The organism is Aquibacillus sediminis, assembly GCF_005870085.1.
Classification (GTDB): domain Bacteria; phylum Bacillota; class Bacilli; order Bacillales; family Amphibacillaceae; genus Aquibacillus_E; species Aquibacillus_E sediminis.
This window is the reverse complement of the sequence record NZ_SZNM01000003.1, coordinates 228,397-244,357: the sequence shown is the minus strand read 5'-3', so window position 1 is coordinate 244,357 and position 15,961 is coordinate 228,397. Positions and strand designations below refer to the sequence as shown.

The 15,961-nt window shown below is 38.8% G+C and carries 12 protein-coding genes; all 12 read left to right on the top strand.

Annotated elements, in window-relative coordinates; translation table 11 throughout:
• Positions 1-32: 32 nt before the first annotated feature.
• Complete coding sequence (gene tcuA, locus FCI53_RS04740) at positions 33-1,538, top strand: FAD-dependent tricarballylate dehydrogenase TcuA (protein WP_138416342.1); 1,506 nt, start codon at positions 33-35, stop codon at positions 1,536-1,538.
• 213 nt (positions 1,539-1,751) lie between these two features.
• Entirely contained in the window at positions 1,752-2,801 is a 1,050-nt protein-coding gene (locus tag FCI53_RS04735) for a TRAP transporter substrate-binding protein (protein WP_138416340.1), read from the top strand.
• 57 nt (positions 2,802-2,858) lie between these two features.
• A complete protein-coding gene (locus tag FCI53_RS04730) occupies positions 2,859-3,371 on the top strand; it encodes a TRAP transporter small permease (protein WP_138416338.1) in 513 nt (170 codons plus the stop codon).
• Between the two features lie 28 nt (positions 3,372-3,399).
• The gene (locus tag FCI53_RS04725) at positions 3,400-4,698 is read left to right on the top strand and encodes a TRAP transporter large permease (protein ID WP_138416336.1); all 1,299 of its coding nucleotides are present in this window, start codon (positions 3,400-3,402) and stop codon (positions 4,696-4,698) included.
• Between the two features lie 50 nt (positions 4,699-4,748).
• On the top strand, positions 4,749-5,708 hold the full coding sequence (locus FCI53_RS04720; RefSeq protein WP_138416334.1) for an SMP-30/gluconolactonase/LRE family protein: 960 nt from the start codon (positions 4,749-4,751) through the stop codon (positions 5,706-5,708).
• 217 nt (positions 5,709-5,925) lie between these two features.
• On the top strand, positions 5,926-8,217 hold the full coding sequence (locus FCI53_RS04715) for an arylsulfatase (protein WP_138416333.1): 2,292 nt from the start codon (positions 5,926-5,928) through the stop codon (positions 8,215-8,217).
• Positions 8,218-8,309: 92 nt separating this feature from the next.
• Positions 8,310-9,263 (top strand): formylglycine-generating enzyme family protein, encoded by a 954-nt coding sequence (locus FCI53_RS04710; RefSeq protein ID WP_246050008.1) that lies wholly within the window; start codon positions 8,310-8,312, stop codon positions 9,261-9,263.
• Between the two features lie 510 nt (positions 9,264-9,773).
• Positions 9,774-10,892 (top strand): TRAP transporter substrate-binding protein, encoded by a 1,119-nt coding sequence (locus tag FCI53_RS04705; RefSeq protein WP_138416331.1) that lies wholly within the window; start codon positions 9,774-9,776, stop codon positions 10,890-10,892.
• Between the two features lie 99 nt (positions 10,893-10,991).
• A complete protein-coding gene (locus FCI53_RS04700) occupies positions 10,992-11,483 on the top strand; it encodes a TRAP transporter small permease (RefSeq protein WP_138416329.1) in 492 nt (163 codons plus the stop codon).
• Positions 11,476-12,774 (top strand): TRAP transporter large permease, encoded by a 1,299-nt coding sequence (locus FCI53_RS04695; protein ID WP_138416327.1) that lies wholly within the window; start codon positions 11,476-11,478, stop codon positions 12,772-12,774. Before FCI53_RS04700 ends, FCI53_RS04695 begins: the two co-directional genes overlap by 8 nt.
• 242 nt (positions 12,775-13,016) lie before the next feature.
• Entirely contained in the window at positions 13,017-14,213 is a 1,197-nt protein-coding gene (locus FCI53_RS04690; RefSeq protein WP_138416325.1) for an acyl-CoA dehydrogenase family protein, read from the top strand.
• Positions 14,214-14,963: 750 nt separating this feature from the next.
• Complete coding sequence (locus FCI53_RS04685) at positions 14,964-15,917, top strand: VOC family protein (protein ID WP_138416323.1); 954 nt, start codon at positions 14,964-14,966, stop codon at positions 15,915-15,917.
• The last annotated feature ends 44 nt before the right edge of the window (positions 15,918-15,961 follow it).

Sequence of the window (15,961 nt, the reverse complement as noted above, 5' to 3'; positions counted from 1 at the left end):
AATCAAGTGTAAATGAAAGTGAGGAGTTGTTTGTGACCAAGCGAGAAGTATATGAAACAGATGTGGTGATTGTAGGAGCAGGGAATGCTGCGATGAGTGCGGCTATCTCTGCAAGTGAAAACGGTGCTAAGGTAACTGTATTAGAAAAATCACCAGAGAAGGAAAAAGGTGGCAACAGCACGTATACTCATGGATCGATTCGTTTTGCTTATCAAGGTGTGGAAGATTTAAAACAGATTATGCCTGATTTGACCCCGGAAGAAATTGCTGAGACTGACTTTGGGACGTATCCAGATGAGAAATTTTTTGATGATATCTGTCAACTTACCAACTATCGAACAGATGGCGATCTTGCCTCACTGTTAACGAGTAAAAGCTTTGAAACGATGAAGTGGTTGCATGCGCATAAGGTTCGGTTTGTACCTATTTATGGACGCCAAGCTTTCAAAGTAAATGGCATATTTAAATTTTGGGGTGGAATGATTGTTGAATCTGTTGGAGGTGGACATGGTTTAATTGATGCATTGCACAATGAAGCAGACCGCATGGGTGTGGATGTTCTATTTGATGCAATGGCAACCGAACTAATCCATGACGATGATGGCGTACATGGCGTTGTTTTTAAACATAGAGGTACGACAAAAGAAGTTCATGCTAAAGCTGTCATTTTAGCAAGTGGAGGATTCCATGCCAATACTGAAATGCGGACACGTTATCTTGGACCAAAATGGGATCTTGCCAAAGTAAGAGGAAGCCGATTTAATACAGGTGACGGCTTGAAAATGGCATTGGATATCGGCGCGATGCCACATGGGAATTTCTCTGGTGCGCATGCGGTTGGAGGAGACATGGATGCTCCTGAGTTTGTCGAAGGGTTTCAGAAACTTAGTTACCCATTTGGTATTATTGTGAATGCAGAAGGACAACGGTTTGTGGATGAGGGGGCCGATTTCCGGAATTATACCTATGCCAAATATGGTAAAGCAATTTTGGAACAAACTGGGCAATTTGCTTGGCAAATTTTTGACCAGAAAGTAACGCATTTGCTTCGTGAAGAATATAAAACGAAATACGTAACGAAGGTGCAAGCAGATACGTTGGACGAATTGGCGGAAAAGCTTGAAGGCGTTGATGCAAAGGCATTCTTAAAAACTGTGAAAGAGTATAACCAATCCATTCGTAAAGACACTCCATTTAATCCAACGGTGAAAGATGGCCGTTGTACCGAAGGGTTAGCTGTACCTAAATCGAATTGGGCCAATACCTTGGATGAAGGGCCATTTGAAGCTTATGGTGTGACATGTGGGATCACATTTACGTATGGCGGGGTAAAGATTAACACCAAAGCGGAAGTACAGGATGTATTAGCACAACCAATTCCTGGACTCTATGCAGCTGGAGAGGTAGTCGGCGGCCTATTCTATTTTAATTATCCAGGCGGTGCGGGCCTTATGGCAGGTTCAGTGTACGGGAAAATTGCCGGAGAGAATGCTGCTGAGTTTATTGAAAAGAAGAGTGAGGTAGGAATAAGCAAATAGGAACTAGCGGAAATATAAATCCAGCTCCTATCAACTAAATGTGTACATTTATTCAAATAATCAAATTTAGTAATATTTTCGATAATAGTGTATACAATTATACAAAAGAAAACTAGACAAATGCTAGAAGGACTATTTAATAAAGCTAGATTTTTATAGTCTTTAGTGATAACGCTTACAAAAGAGTGGGTTTAAATTAAAAGGAGGGAATACATGATTATAAAAAAACTGTATTTGCTTATGGCTTTTGTCGGATTAGTAACTGTATTAATTGGTTGTGGGAGTAACAATGCTGAGCCAGCGACCTCAGAAGTCGAAGGAAAAGATGACTCAAATGGTGAAATACAGGAGAGAACAGTTCGGTTTGCTCATACGTATCCAGTTGAAGAGCCAGTTGCCAAAGGGGTAGAAAAGTTTTCAGAATTGGTAGCAGAAAAGAGTGACGGAAAGGTGAACATTAGTGTCTTTCCATCAGGTCAATTATACAATGACCAAGAAATGCCCGAAGCTCTTACAACAGGGCAAGTTGAAATGGGGATGAATACAGTTGAAATGTGGTCGGGACAAATTCCTGCTGCTGAATTCACTGTACTCCCATTGTTCTCTAATTATGATCAAGTACATTGGGCTCTTGATAATGGTATCGTAGACCTCCTTACTACAAACCTAAATGAGATAGGTGTAGAGCCATTATTTTGGGCGGATTTTGGATTTGGTTATTTTGCTTCTAAAGATGAACCACTTATAAGCCCTGAAAATTTTGAAGGAAAAAGAGTTAGAACTACTAGTCCAGTTCAAGCAAAAATGGTTGAATTAGCTGGAGGAACGCCAATTACGATGGGAGGGGCAGAAGTAGCGCAAGCTCTACAAAGAGGAACGATAGACGCAGCCTTATCAGGAATAACTGCCTTTGTTGCACTTCAATATCATCAAAATAGTGATTACTACTCAGGTCCATTAAATGTAGGATTAATTTCAGCCTCTACAAATTTAGATTGGTGGAATAAGTTATCTGAAGCGGAAAAAAGTATTATAAAAGAAGCATCACATGAAGCACAATTATGGATTTCAGAAGAAGTAGAAGAACAAGTAGAAATGGATAGGCAAAACTTAAAATCAGAAGGCATGGAATATGTTGAGGTAGATAATGAATCATTTGATGAAATCTATCAACAACTAATCCAAGATTATATAACAGAAAATGGTGAAGACGGCAAAAAGATTATTGAAATAACGGAAGAGGCAGTCGAGAACATTAATTAACAAGAGGGAGAGTTAACTCTCCCTAACTAAAAAGGTTCATTGAGGATGGATGAATAGATGAAGGTATTGATTGTGTTAAAGAAGTTTTTATCTTCCCTGTTAGATCTATCGGGGATAATAGCTGGATTCATTATTGCGATTGTAGGGGTTATGGTAAGTTGGGGAGTAATTGCACGTTACTTTTTTATTCCTTCTTATTGGGTCGAACCATATTCGATTTATTTATTCATTGGTGCTTCATTTTTGGGGGCAGCCTATGCAATGAAAAAAGGAGAACATGTAAAAGTAGATATCCTAATTAGAGTGTTATCACCAGTAGTGAGAAAAGGTGTAGATCTATTAACAGCTTCGTTGGCATTTGTGTTTTTTATTTATTTAACTTGGCGAAGTACGTTGATGGTGAAACATTCGTATCAAAGTAAAACAACAGATCTTTCATTATTGGAAATCTATGTATGGATTCCACAGTCATTTGTTGTTTTAGGCTCCATTTTAATGTGTTTAAGCATTATTTGGTATGTGTTAAACATTATAACGCCCGATGACAAGCAGCAAAGCCCATTAGTATAGCAATGATTTTAGATAAGGAAGTGTGTACATGTTTTTCCTTTTACTATTAGTAGTATTTTTTATTCTCTTATTATTAGGTTTACCAGTAGCATTTACATTAGCAATTTTAGGTGCTGGCATTCTACTATTTGAAATGGATCCTCAAATGGCTAATCTACAAGTACCTCAAATAATGTACAATTCATTAGATGATAGCTTATTAGTTGCTATACCTGCCTTTATTTTAACTGGACAAATTATATTGCATAGTGGCATTGGAACAAAAGCATTTCATGCAGCTGATAAATGGTTAGGCCATTTTCCAGGTGGGTTAGCTATTGCTACAGTCGTGACGTGTTCTTTCTTTGCAGCATTAACTGGTTCTAGTATTGCTACAGTCGTAACGTTAGGGTTTGTAGCATCAACAGAAATGATTCGACATGGATATCCGAAAGAATTAGCCTATGGGGTTATTGCAGCATCTGGTACACTCGGTATTTTAATCCCCCCTAGTGGCCCGATGATTCTCTATGGGGCATTAACAGAACAATCGGTGAGCTCCCTATTTATGGCTGGATTAATTCCAGGTCTTTTACTGGTTGGATTATTTATTATCTATATCATCTTAGTTTATTCAAAGAAATTGCCAAAACAGCAACCTGCTACGTGGGGAGAAAGAAAAGCTTCCTTAAGAGAAATTATCTGGTTATTTTCACTACCTATCATTATTATTGGTGGTATTTACTCAGGATTATTCACTGTAACAGAAGCGGCTAGTGTTTCATTTGTTGTAAGTTTATTTTTAGGTGTAGTGGTTTATAAAACGATTAAATGGAAAGAGTTTTTGGATATCCTGAAATCTTCCGCATCGAATACTGGAATGATTATGCTTATATTGTCTGGTGCATTGTTGTTTGGTTTCGCTATTACAATTATTGAACTTCCTCAGATGATTCAAAGCTATATCACATCACTTAATGTGAATAGATGGGTAGTTATCTTGATAATTTTCGGAATATTCACTCTTCTGGGGATGTTTATGGAAGTCGTTTCGATATTACTGATTATGGTACCAATTATTTTTCCTGTTGTTGAAGCATTAGGATTTGATTTGATTTGGTTTGGAGTGTTCACGGTGATTGCTTTAGAAATGGCAATTATTACTCCACCGGTAGGTATGAATTTATTCGTTATGATGCAAATATCTGAAAAACAAAAGAATGCGATGAATATTATTCAAATGTCTAAGGCGGCATTTCCATATTTATTATTAATTATTTTGCTTATCCTTTTAATTTGTATCTTTCCATCGTTCGTAACTTGGCTCCCATTCCTTATGGATGGGTAGTGAAGCAAATAGCATAGCAATCTATTTATTCAAAGTATAGGGGTGAAAAAATGAAGGCGCAGGTATTTGGGAGTATGAAGAGTACGTTTGGTGAGGGTCCATTATGGGACCACGAGACAGCTTCTTTATTTTGGGTCGATCTAGCAGAGAAAAAAATCTTAAGTTACAACTTTAGAACAAAAGAAGAAACATCTTATCAATTGCCAGAAATTGTGACAGCAGTTGTAAAATATTCCAAGAGTCAATTCATTTTATTTATGATTGATGGATTTTATCTATATGACTTAAAAAAACAAACAATAACGGAATTATGGAAACCAGAAGGTCTTAACGAAAAGTTTCTATTAAATGATGGCAAATGTGACCCACAAGGACGGCTATGGGCGGGTTCGGTCAATGACGATTTTAAAAAAATCAAGGAAGCTGATCGACCTCCTTCAATGGAGCTTTTAGAAAGAAAAGCTTTTCTCTATCGAATTGACGAAAACTTATCTATTCGTTCGGTAAGGAATAATATAACTGTTTCAAATGGGATGGATTGGGATCCAGTTAGAAACCGAATGTATTATGTTGATTCCGCTACCCAGTCAATTTTTCAATATGACTTTGAGCCAGATACTGGAACAATAAAAAACGAACAAGTTGTGTATATATTTGAGGAGCTGGAGGGTTTTCCAGATGGTATGACGATTGATCAGGAAGGGATGTTGTGGGTTGCTTTATTCAAAAGCGGAAAGATTGCTCAGAAGACATCTAAACATGGAGTAATTGCTAAAATAAATCCAATGACAAATAAGTGGGTTGATTGTATTACAGTACCTACTTCTCACGTTACTTCGTGCACGTTTGGCGGGGAAGACTTGAAAACGTTATTTATTACAACCGCGATAGAACCATTGTCCGAATATGAAAGAGGGCACCAACCTGAAGCAGGGCGATTATTTTCTATTGATTTAGATGTTGGGGGGTATGAAGTGAATCGATTTAAAGGGGATTTATCACTTTTCTAAGTCTGACTGTATACTTTTATACAATTAGTTTGATCATGTGGGGGGAACCTTCCTTAACAGGCAATCAGGTTCCAACTGATGAAATACTTCACTGGATTTCCTTTGCTCGAATTGAAAGCTTAAAGAAAAAGAAAATCACCAAAGAAGAAAAAGCTTTACCAGCAGTGAACTGTCTTTAGGAGTTTACTAGATATGTAGATTTTGAGGAGGTAATGATTTGAAATTAGGATTACTTGATGTTTCATGGTCACCATTAAAAAAATTTACAGCAACTGCTACAACATTAGCGTTATTGTCTGGTTGTGCCAATGGCGAAGCGTCAGCAACTGCAGATAATAATGAGGGGAAAGCTAACTCCAATAATAACCAAACAAAGATAAGTAGGGATGCTGACATTAACGTTGCCTATATTGTCTTAGATGATTCAGGTTTCTCAGACCTTGCAAGTTATGGTTCTGAGATTGCAACACCAAATATGGATTGGCTTGCAGATAATGGGCTTAGATATAATAATTTCCATGTTAATCCAACTTGCTCGCCGACCAGATCAGCATTGTTAACGGGACGAAACCATCATGCTGTTGGGATGGCGACCGTGGCTAATTTTGACTTAGGTTCAGATTATCCTAATAAACGGGGGCAAATTAATCCAGAAGCAGCAACAATAGCTGAAGTTTTAGGGGAACAAGGAATTAATAATTATGCTTTAGGGAAATGGCACCTATCCCCATCTCATCAAGCAACACAAGCTGGTCCGTATCATAACTGGCCACTTGGAAAAGGGTTCGATCGATTCTATGGTTTTCTAGAAGATTCAACTGATCAATTTAAACCGGAGATGGTGAATGATAATACGTTTGTTGATGTTACCGATGAAGAAGATCTCCATCTATCGGAAGTAATTGTTGATCAAGCGAACCAATATGTGACAGATCATGTATCAATTAATGCTGAAAAACCGTTCTTTGTATCTTTAAATTTTGGAGCACAACACCAACCGGTTCAAGTTCCAGATGAATACATCGACATGTATAAGGGCAAGTATGACCAAGGTTGGGATGTAATCAGGAAAGAACGATTTGAAAGGCAAAAAGAGTTAGGGATAATTCCTGAAGATGCTGAGTTTGTCGATCGTAATCCTGATGTTCAACCTTGGGATGAACTGACACAAGATCAAAAAAAGGCATTTGCTAGATTCCAAGAAGCTTATGCAGGTTTTTTAACTCATACGGATGAACAAATTGGTCGATTTATAGATCATTTACGTTCTGTTGGTGAATTGGAGAACACTATGATTGTACTTCTGTCTGATAATGGTGCAAGTCCTTTAGGGGGAGAAAATGGTTCAGTAAATCATACATTGACGTTTAACGTGATGGATCAAGATATGGAGCAAATTATGGATCAATACGATGATATTGGTACAGAAAAGGCGAAGGTTGAATTTCCTAGTGGCTGGGCGCAAGTGAGTAATACACCATTTAAAATGTACAAAGCAACAGCCTATGAGGCAGGAATTCGCTCACCACTTATTGTCTATAATCCGATCGTAATTGAAGACAATGGTGGGGTTCGTGATCAATATATACATGTAAGTGATATTACACCAACGGTATATGACCTATTAGGAATTGAATTGCCGAAAGAAGTGAATGGAGTCAAACAAATGCCACTCCACGGTGAAAGTTTTCTAGACACGTTCACAGATTCTAGTGCAGAAGGTAAGACTACTCAATATTATGAACATAATGGTCAACGGGCAATCTATGAAAACGGGTGGAAGGCAATTGCTAATCATCAATTAGGCCAGCCGTTTGAGGAAGACATTTGGGAGTTATATCACGTCGAAGAAGATGTGACAGAGAATAATAATTTGGCAAAAGCAAAACAAAAGAAATTAAAACAAATGCAAAAGCAATTCGACCGTGAAGCGAAAAAGTATGATGTGTTGCCAATGAGTGATACTGGTCCAGATGGATTTACATCTGTTCCAGAAGATACACTTCGAGCTAAGAGTCAGTTTACGTTTTATCCTGGTATGTCTCACTTACCAGAAGGAGCAAGCCCATTTACAATTAATAATTCTCATTCCATTACAGTTCCGATTGATCGTGAGAGTAATTCTGATGAAGGTGTGCTGGTTGCTTTAGGAGGCTATCAGAGTGGCTATACATTCTATATTGATGATAATCGACTAGTTTATGAATATAACATGGGCAATGCGATCTATCGTGTTGAATCTGATGTAGAAGTTCCAGTTGGAGAAGCAACAGTAGCAATGGAGTTTCAAAAGACAGGTGACTATCAGGGAAATGCAACATTATCGATTAATGGCGACCAAGTTGGAAAAGGAGAGATCGCACAGACTCATCCATTCAAACTCTCCTTTGAAGGATTAGATGTTGGGAAAGATTTATTATACCCGGTTAGTCCAGCTTATGAAGAGGAAGGAACCTTTGAATTTACGGGGGAAATTGAGAAAGTAGAATATGACATTCAAGAAAACTAGCAATGATACTTGTGTTGGAAGGCCGGGCACATAAGTGATTCCTCCCGGCTTCCACCTTTTATCTTATCTATTAAAAAAGGAGGGCGAGAACGGTGGAAAAGGTGAAAAGCTGTTGCGCTGCTAGTCGATCTGTTGAGGATACAAAGCATGATGGCGCTGATCAAATTATCGATAAAGCTAGCAATCTATCACATGAAGAGATGGTTTATATACCAGGTGGAGAATTCTTAATGGGAACTGATTATAAATATGCTTTTCCAGACGATGGGGAAGGGCCAATTCGAAAGGTATACGTAGATCCTTTCTATATGGATCCATGTAACGTGACCAATAAACAATTTCAAGCATTTGTTGAAGATACCGGTTATAAGACAGAAGCAGAAAAATTTGGCTGGTCGTTTGTTTTTTATCAATTTGTCAGTCGAAAAACAGCTTTGGCATCTACACAACGGGTGGTAGAAACACCGTGGTGGTTGGTTGTGGAGGGTGCCTATTGGAAGCAACCAGAAGGCCCAGATTCCTCCATTGAAAATCGAATGGACCATCCCGTGATTCACGTAACTTGGAATGATGCTAAAGCTTATTGTAAATGGGCCGGGAAACGACTGCCTACTGAAGCGGGATGGGAATTTGCTGCACGTGGTGGATTAGAACAGAAGAAGTACCCATGGGGAGATGAATTGACACCTAATGGATTTCATCAATGTAATATTTGGCAAGGAAAGTTCCCGTCTTCAAATGAAGTTCTAGATGGATATGCGGGAACAGCTCCAGTAAAAGCTTATTCTCCAAATGGTTATGGGTTATATAATGTATCAGGCAATGTATGGGAATGGTGTTCGGATAAGTTCACGAAAAGTGTGGAGAAACGCGGTGGTACTAAAAATCCAAAAGGACCGAAAAAAGGAAAAACACGTGTGATGCGTGGTGGCTCTTATTTATGTCATTACACCTATTGTAACCGCTATCGTGTAGCGGCACGTACAGCCAATACTCCAAACAGTTCGACAGGTAATATTGGTTTTAGATGTGTAAAGGATTTGTGAGTTTCTTGGTTAATTCAGAACATAACCACAAAGGAGTAGAAATAATGGGGAATTATGATAAACAGTTACAAAACAAGGTTGCGATTGTAATCGGAAGTACATTAATTCTACGTTTCTGATGTCTGATGAGAATGCGAAGGTTAATAAATAGGGTATTAAATTAAGAGATTCCTAATCTTGACTGAATCAATCGAGAGAGCCCTTGTCACGGTAGATTCAGAGGATATTAGAGCGTGAATCAACCGAGAGAGCCCTTGTCACGGTAGATTCAGCGGAAATTAGAGCGTGAATCAACCGAGAGAGCTCGTGTCACGGTAGATTCAGCAGAAATTAGAGCGTGAATCAACCGAGAGAGCCCTTGTCACGGTAGATTCAGAGGAAATTAGAGCGTGAATCAACCGAGAGAGCTCGTGTCACGGTAGATTCAGCGGAAATTAGAGCGTGAATCAACCGAGAGAGCCCGTATACGTCGAGTTTTGATCAAAACATTAATTAATAAGGAGGATTTGTATGATATTTCATAAAAAGGTGTTGTTTTTTGTAGTTTTATCTCTACTGCTTTTAGGATTGGCTGCATGTAATGACCCTGCAACAAATGTAAATGAGGATGCTGACACTTCTTCAGAAACGAAAACTGAAGACACATCCAATTCGGAGGAAACCATTGAACTTGTTGTTAATAGTTGGTTTGCAAGCAATGCTCAATTAGCACAAAACGTGTGGGTGCCATGGGAAGAATATGTAGAGGAAGAAACAGATGGCAGAGTTGAGGTAACGGTTCATTTTAATGGTGCATTAGGTGACTCGACAACGGTTTTAGAAGATGTCAAAAGTGGTTTGTATGATGTTGGGATGGCCTTGACGATGTATCATCAAGATATTGAATTATTCCCGGCAACAATCGGTGACTTACCTTTTGCTGGGGAGGACCCAACTTTATCAAGTTACATTATGCAAGAGTTTACTAAGAAATATGAAGATATGATTTGGGAAGATGTTGTCCCAATGGGAGTTGGAGCGCCGCCACCAAGATATTTATATAGTACGTCTCCGATTGAAAGTCCAGAGCATTTGTCGAATATACCAACAAGAGTTTCTGGTGAACTTGATGCCTTGATGATTCAAAATATGGGTGGTGTTCCAACTGAAGTTGCGTTTGAAGAGCTATACAACTCCTTAGATAAAGGGATTATTGAAGCTTATATAAGTACACACGATGTATTTACAGGTTTAAGTCTATACGATGTGTCACCAAACTTTCTTGATCAACCAATAACCTTTACCCAAGCTTCAGGTGTGATGAACCAAGACTTTTACCAATCTCTTCCAGATGACCTACAAACGCTATTTGATGAAAAGTTAAATCCTAAATGGGAAGAGCTTTTTGTAGAGAATTCTAGGAAAGTCATGGATACAAATGATGAAGTCATCCAGCAGGCTGAAGAAGCTGGAGGCGAAGTCACAACATTTACAGATGAAGACTTGTTAACCTTACAATCTACGGCTATCCCAGTGTGGGAGGAATGGATTGAAATGGCTAATAGTAAAGGATATGCAGGAGAAGAGATGATGGAGGAATATGTGAACATCTCAAGGGAAAATGGGGTAGAACTAGAATTCTTAGATTAAATCACCTCTTTAACAGGCGTATACTGCCCCAAGAGTATACGCCTTTTCTTCGATTATGGAAAAAAGAAGGTCAATTAAAAAATGGTAGAGGGTGATTAAATGAAGACAGTATCAAAAGGGCTTGACATCATTGTGCGGGCATTAAAATGGATCGGTATGATTTGTATGGTAGCAGTGATGCTTGTGATTACCATTGGGGTGATTAGTCGGTTACTGGGAACACCAATTTTAGGGTCAATGGAGATGGCAGAAATTATTCACTATGTGTTAATTATGTGTTCGTTCGCCTATACGCAATCGTTGAGAGAACATATTTCAATCGGATTACTGGTTGATCGCTTCTCACCGCACGTTCAAGTGGTGTTTGATAAAATCAGCTATTTAATTGGATTTACGATCTGCATGATTATTAGTTACGTATTTATTGTGGCAGCATTTGATGCAAACCGTACGACGTTACTGTTAGGTTTTCCACATAATGTACTGAAATGGATTGCTTTTGTTGGATTTATGGCATGGGGCATGGTGAATGTACAACAATTATTCGCAAAACCAGAAAAAACGGAAAAAGGAGGATTAGAGGATGTCTGATCCAATTGTCGGTGTGATGTGTATTTTAGCCATGTTTTTGTTACTAACACTACGTGTGCCAATTGCGTTTTCGATGGCATTACCAGCCATTCTAGGGATCCTCTATTTAAAAAACTGGAACGTGTTGGCAAACGTCATTGATACGACCGTTATGAACAATAGCTTAGATTATATCATGACAACGATTGCGATGTTTGTCTTGATGGGTGAACTGATGAATGTATCAGGTATTAGTGGTGAACTATATCGGACATTTAAAATATGGTTTGGAAAATTACGAGGAGGAATGGGGATTGCTACCATTTCTGCATCTGCTGTGTTTGCGGCATCTTCGGGATCGAGTCTCGCCACAACTGCCTCATTAGGAACGATTGCTTCAAAAGAAATGTTGAAAAATAATTACAGTAAAACGTTAACGAGCGGATCGATTATCGCTGGTGGTACATTAGGTATTATGATTCCACCAAGTACATTTATGATTTTATATGGTGTGATTGCTCAGCAACATATTGGGAAATTATTGCTAGCCGGATTAGTTCCAGGGATCTTATTAGCGTTACTATATATTCTCACCGTAATGATCATCGTATCGATCAATCCGCAAGCAGCCCAAAAAGGGGAACACTTTACGTGGAAACAACGGTTTCAGAGTATTTCAAGTATCTTTGCCGTAACTATACTATTTATTTTCGTTATCGGAGGTTTGTATGTTGGATTATTTGGACCAACAGAAGCGGCAAGCATGGGTGCGTTTGGTGCTCTAATTATCGCCCTTTTCAAAAGGAGTCTAACGGTGAAAAAGGCGATCGACGTCTTATCTCGTACATTGAAAACAGTTGGTTTTTTGTTTGCTATTTTACTTTCCGCTTTAATTCTAAATAGTTTTATTGTTCAATCAGGGATTCCAACCATCTTAAATAACTTCTTAACAGGATTAGCGGTTGCACCAGTAGTCATTTTTATATTGATTGTGTTCATTTATATTATTTTGGGTGCATTTATGGATGCGATGGCTGCGATGTTAGTTACATTTCCCATTGTGTTACCACTTATTGAATCGTTAGGATATGATTTAATTTGGTTCGGTGTTGTGATGTGCATTTTAATGGAGTTAGCTCTAATATCGCCACCAATTGGAATGAATGCTTTTATATTAAATGGGGTTGCAAACGAATTAAAATTAACGGATATTTTCAAAGGATCCTTTCTGTTCATTTTACCAATCTTAGCATTGATCATTATTGTTTATCTATTTCCTCAAATTATCTTATTCTTGCCGAATCATTTATAAGCTAGCGCGAATAAAGGCTTTCATTGCTTGTATAGAAACTATTTTTAATAAACTTTCATTTAATTTATATTTCATGACTGATAATTGCTTAAAAAGACTAGTGAAAATTATTTGAAAAGTCAGTAATTTTAAATGGTATTTCATCTATCAATTTTACGCTTGATTACCTAGAATTTTATATAAGAGATATCGTTTATCTCCAAAAAAAGAAATGGTTCAATCTATTAAAAGGAGATGTTGATATGACAAGTACAACACAAACGGAAACCGCGTTTGTTGATCGTGCACGCGATATGGTTCCAACATTACGAGAACGAGCTGCTGAAACAGAAAGGCTTCGCCGCATACCGGAAGAGACGATCAAGGATTTAAAACAAGCAGGATTATTCAAGTTGTTACGACCTAAGCAGTATGGCGGATATGAAACGTCGATGCGAACCTATTCAGATGTAGTCGTAGAAATTTCGCGAGGGGATGCTTCCACTGGTTGGATTATGGCACTTTGTGGAATTCGTGAATTAATGGTAGCCGAATCCTTTTCCAAAAAAACACATGAAGAAATCTTCGGCAATGACCCAGAAGAAGTTCTTTTTGCCGGGGTGTACGAACCACGAAAATGTATTGTGCACAAAGTTGAAGGCGGTTACATGATTGAGGAAGGATTTTGGATGTTTTGTTCTGGATCGCTTCACGCAACATGGGGATATTTCGGAATGCCGATTTATGATGAAAATGGCAACTTAGAAGATCAAGTGTTAATGACATTACCGTTTGAAGAAATGGAAATCATGGACGACTGGTACACGATGGGGCTTAAAGGATCAGGTAGTAATAGCGTAAAAATGCATAACGTCTTTATTCCAGAACACCGAGCTGTTTCCTTTTCAGAAGCATTGAATGGAGATTTTCAGTCAGACCATCTACGTGATATTCCTCTATACAATACAGCATTATTTCCAGCACTAATTTTATCATTAGGTCTGCCAGCATTAGGGGCAGTGAAGGCAGCAATGGATATGTACCAAGAAAGATTACCAAAACGGAAAGCAGCACATATTGGGGTTGAATACTTACGAGATGCTCCTAGTACACATTTACAGCTATCTGATGCCGCATTAAAAATTGATACAGCCCAAATGCATTTTTACCGCGTTGTCGATGAACTTGATGAATGGGCGAAAAGTGGCAACTATATGGACCGCGCCTCAAGAGTCAGAACATTAGCGGACATTGGCTATGCCAATCAGATGTGTAAAGAAGCACTTGATATCATTATCCAATCAAGCGGTTCAGGATTTGTTTATGAAGGCCATCCATTACAAAGAGTAATTTTGGATTTCTTAACATTGCACACTCACCGTTCTTTATCACCGACGATTACGAAAGAGAATTATGGTCGAGTACTTGCTGGCCTAGAGTCAAACGCACTGCGTTATTAGAATGAATTTTGCTTTTATTAAAGGTTGTTTTCTAAAAAATTGTTGTTTTGTCGCAATAAACATAAACTCCGACGTAACTTTTTTTAGTTAACCTTATTCCTGATTAGAAATGTTTGTTATACAACCGCTTCGGTAGAATACTCCGCTTTCCATGGGCACGGCCTCGGGCCAACAGGATGTTGGTCACGCAGGCGTTGCCACAGGACATGGCGATCTTAGCCTACGGTTCTTAAAGCACGTGGATCTTCAGCCCGTGCTGTTCCCATAGGACAAGGAAGACTTCGGCAGCGATACATCGCACGAAGAAAATTGCTCTTTATTTTCGAGGAGTCTCCGTATTCTACCTACGCTGTTGGTTGTTTTCTGATGAATGATAGTTTCTCACCTTAAAAACATCATTATATGTGATTTTTTACTCACAAATTTCAAATAGTATTGTGTCAGCGGAGGAAATACACGGAGACTCCTGAGGCCCGGCGAGGGTCATGCAGGCGTTGTCCGACAAGGACGGTTTTAGCCTGTGGTCCTTAAGACCATCGGTGAGACCCCGCAGTGCGACAGCGCGAGGAGACTCACCAGCCCCCCACAGGAAAGCGTAGTGTATTTCCGCAGCGCTATATGACCACTCATTGTATAAAGAATGAGCGAGATAATTATCAATTACGTCGGAGATTGTATCGACTATGACATTTGAAAGCAACAAACCAAAAGAGCTTTATTGAATTTCAAACTATATAAGGGGGAATTACAATGGGATTGCCTGAGATTGCGAAATTAGGTCACATTGCTTTAGTTACATCAGATATGGAAAAGTCACTTCGTTTTTTTAAAGAGGTCATTGGATTAGAAGTAACAGAAGAGGTAGCAGGAACTGTCTATTTACGTGCATGGGGTGATTTTGAGCACCACACGCTTTCCTTAACACCAGGTAGTGAGGGATATGTGGATCACATAGCTTGGAAAGCAAAGCGTGCTGAAGATGTCGATGGATTTGCAGAACTGTTAACAAAAGCGGGTACAGAAGTGACGTGGGTAGAAGCTGGCGAAGAAGCTGGACAAGGAAGAGCGATTCGATTTAAACTCCCAACCCAGCATAGTTTTGAAATATATTTTGACATGGAAAAGCCACTAGCCGACAAAGACCGACGTTCAGTCCTGAAAAATCAACGCTATCAATCATGGCGTAAAGGGGTGTCGCCAAGACGAATTGATCATGTCAATATCGCGACCTCAATGGACATAAGCGATCTGTATCAATATCTATCGGAACAATTAGGTTTTAACTTACGTGAATATGTAAGCAATGATGATGGTTCCGTTGTAGCAGCTTGGTTAAGTGTTACGAACCTAGTCCATGATATTGCGTTAACTCCAAGACCACAAGAAAAGACACCAAATCGCCTGCACCATATTTCTTATTGGTTGGATGATGCTGGTGATTTATTACGGGCAGCGGATATTTTAAGTGAGGAAGGGATTCAGTTTATTGGACCAGGAAAACATGGGATTAGTCAAGCAATGTATATTTATGTGATTGATCCAGGTAGTGGCTGTCGAGTGGAACTATTTACTGGTGGTTACTTAATCTTTGAACCGGATTGGGAACCAGTTGAATGGTCGATGGAAGAAAGAGCAATCGGCAATACGTATTGGGGTGATACGGTTCAAGATAAAGAAGCAAACTATCAGACGATTAAAGCTTAGCTCACAACCAAATTGTAACTGATTTACAACATAGCACTTTATAA

Bases quoted from the DNA above. Each gene is read 5' to 3' on its own strand.
- FCI53_RS04735 (WP_138416340.1), top strand. From the start codon at position 1,752: ATGATTATAAAAAAACTGTATTTGCTTATGGCTTTTGTCGGATTAGTA.
- FCI53_RS04730 (WP_138416338.1), top strand. From the start codon at position 2,859: ATGAAGGTATTGATTGTGTTAAAGAAGTTTTTATCTTCCCTGTTAGAT.
- FCI53_RS04725 (WP_138416336.1), top strand. From the start codon at position 3,400: ATGTTTTTCCTTTTACTATTAGTAGTATTTTTTATTCTCTTATTATTA.
- FCI53_RS04720 (WP_138416334.1), top strand. From the start codon at position 4,749: ATGAAGGCGCAGGTATTTGGGAGTATGAAGAGTACGTTTGGTGAGGGT.
- FCI53_RS04705 (WP_138416331.1), top strand. From the start codon at position 9,774: ATGATATTTCATAAAAAGGTGTTGTTTTTTGTAGTTTTATCTCTACTG.
- FCI53_RS04700 (WP_138416329.1), top strand. From the start codon at position 10,992: ATGAAGACAGTATCAAAAGGGCTTGACATCATTGTGCGGGCATTAAAA.
- FCI53_RS04695 (WP_138416327.1), top strand. From the start codon at position 11,476: ATGTCTGATCCAATTGTCGGTGTGATGTGTATTTTAGCCATGTTTTTG.
- FCI53_RS04690 (WP_138416325.1), top strand. From the start codon at position 13,017: ATGACAAGTACAACACAAACGGAAACCGCGTTTGTTGATCGTGCACGC.
- FCI53_RS04685 (WP_138416323.1), top strand. From the start codon at position 14,964: ATGGGATTGCCTGAGATTGCGAAATTAGGTCACATTGCTTTAGTTACA.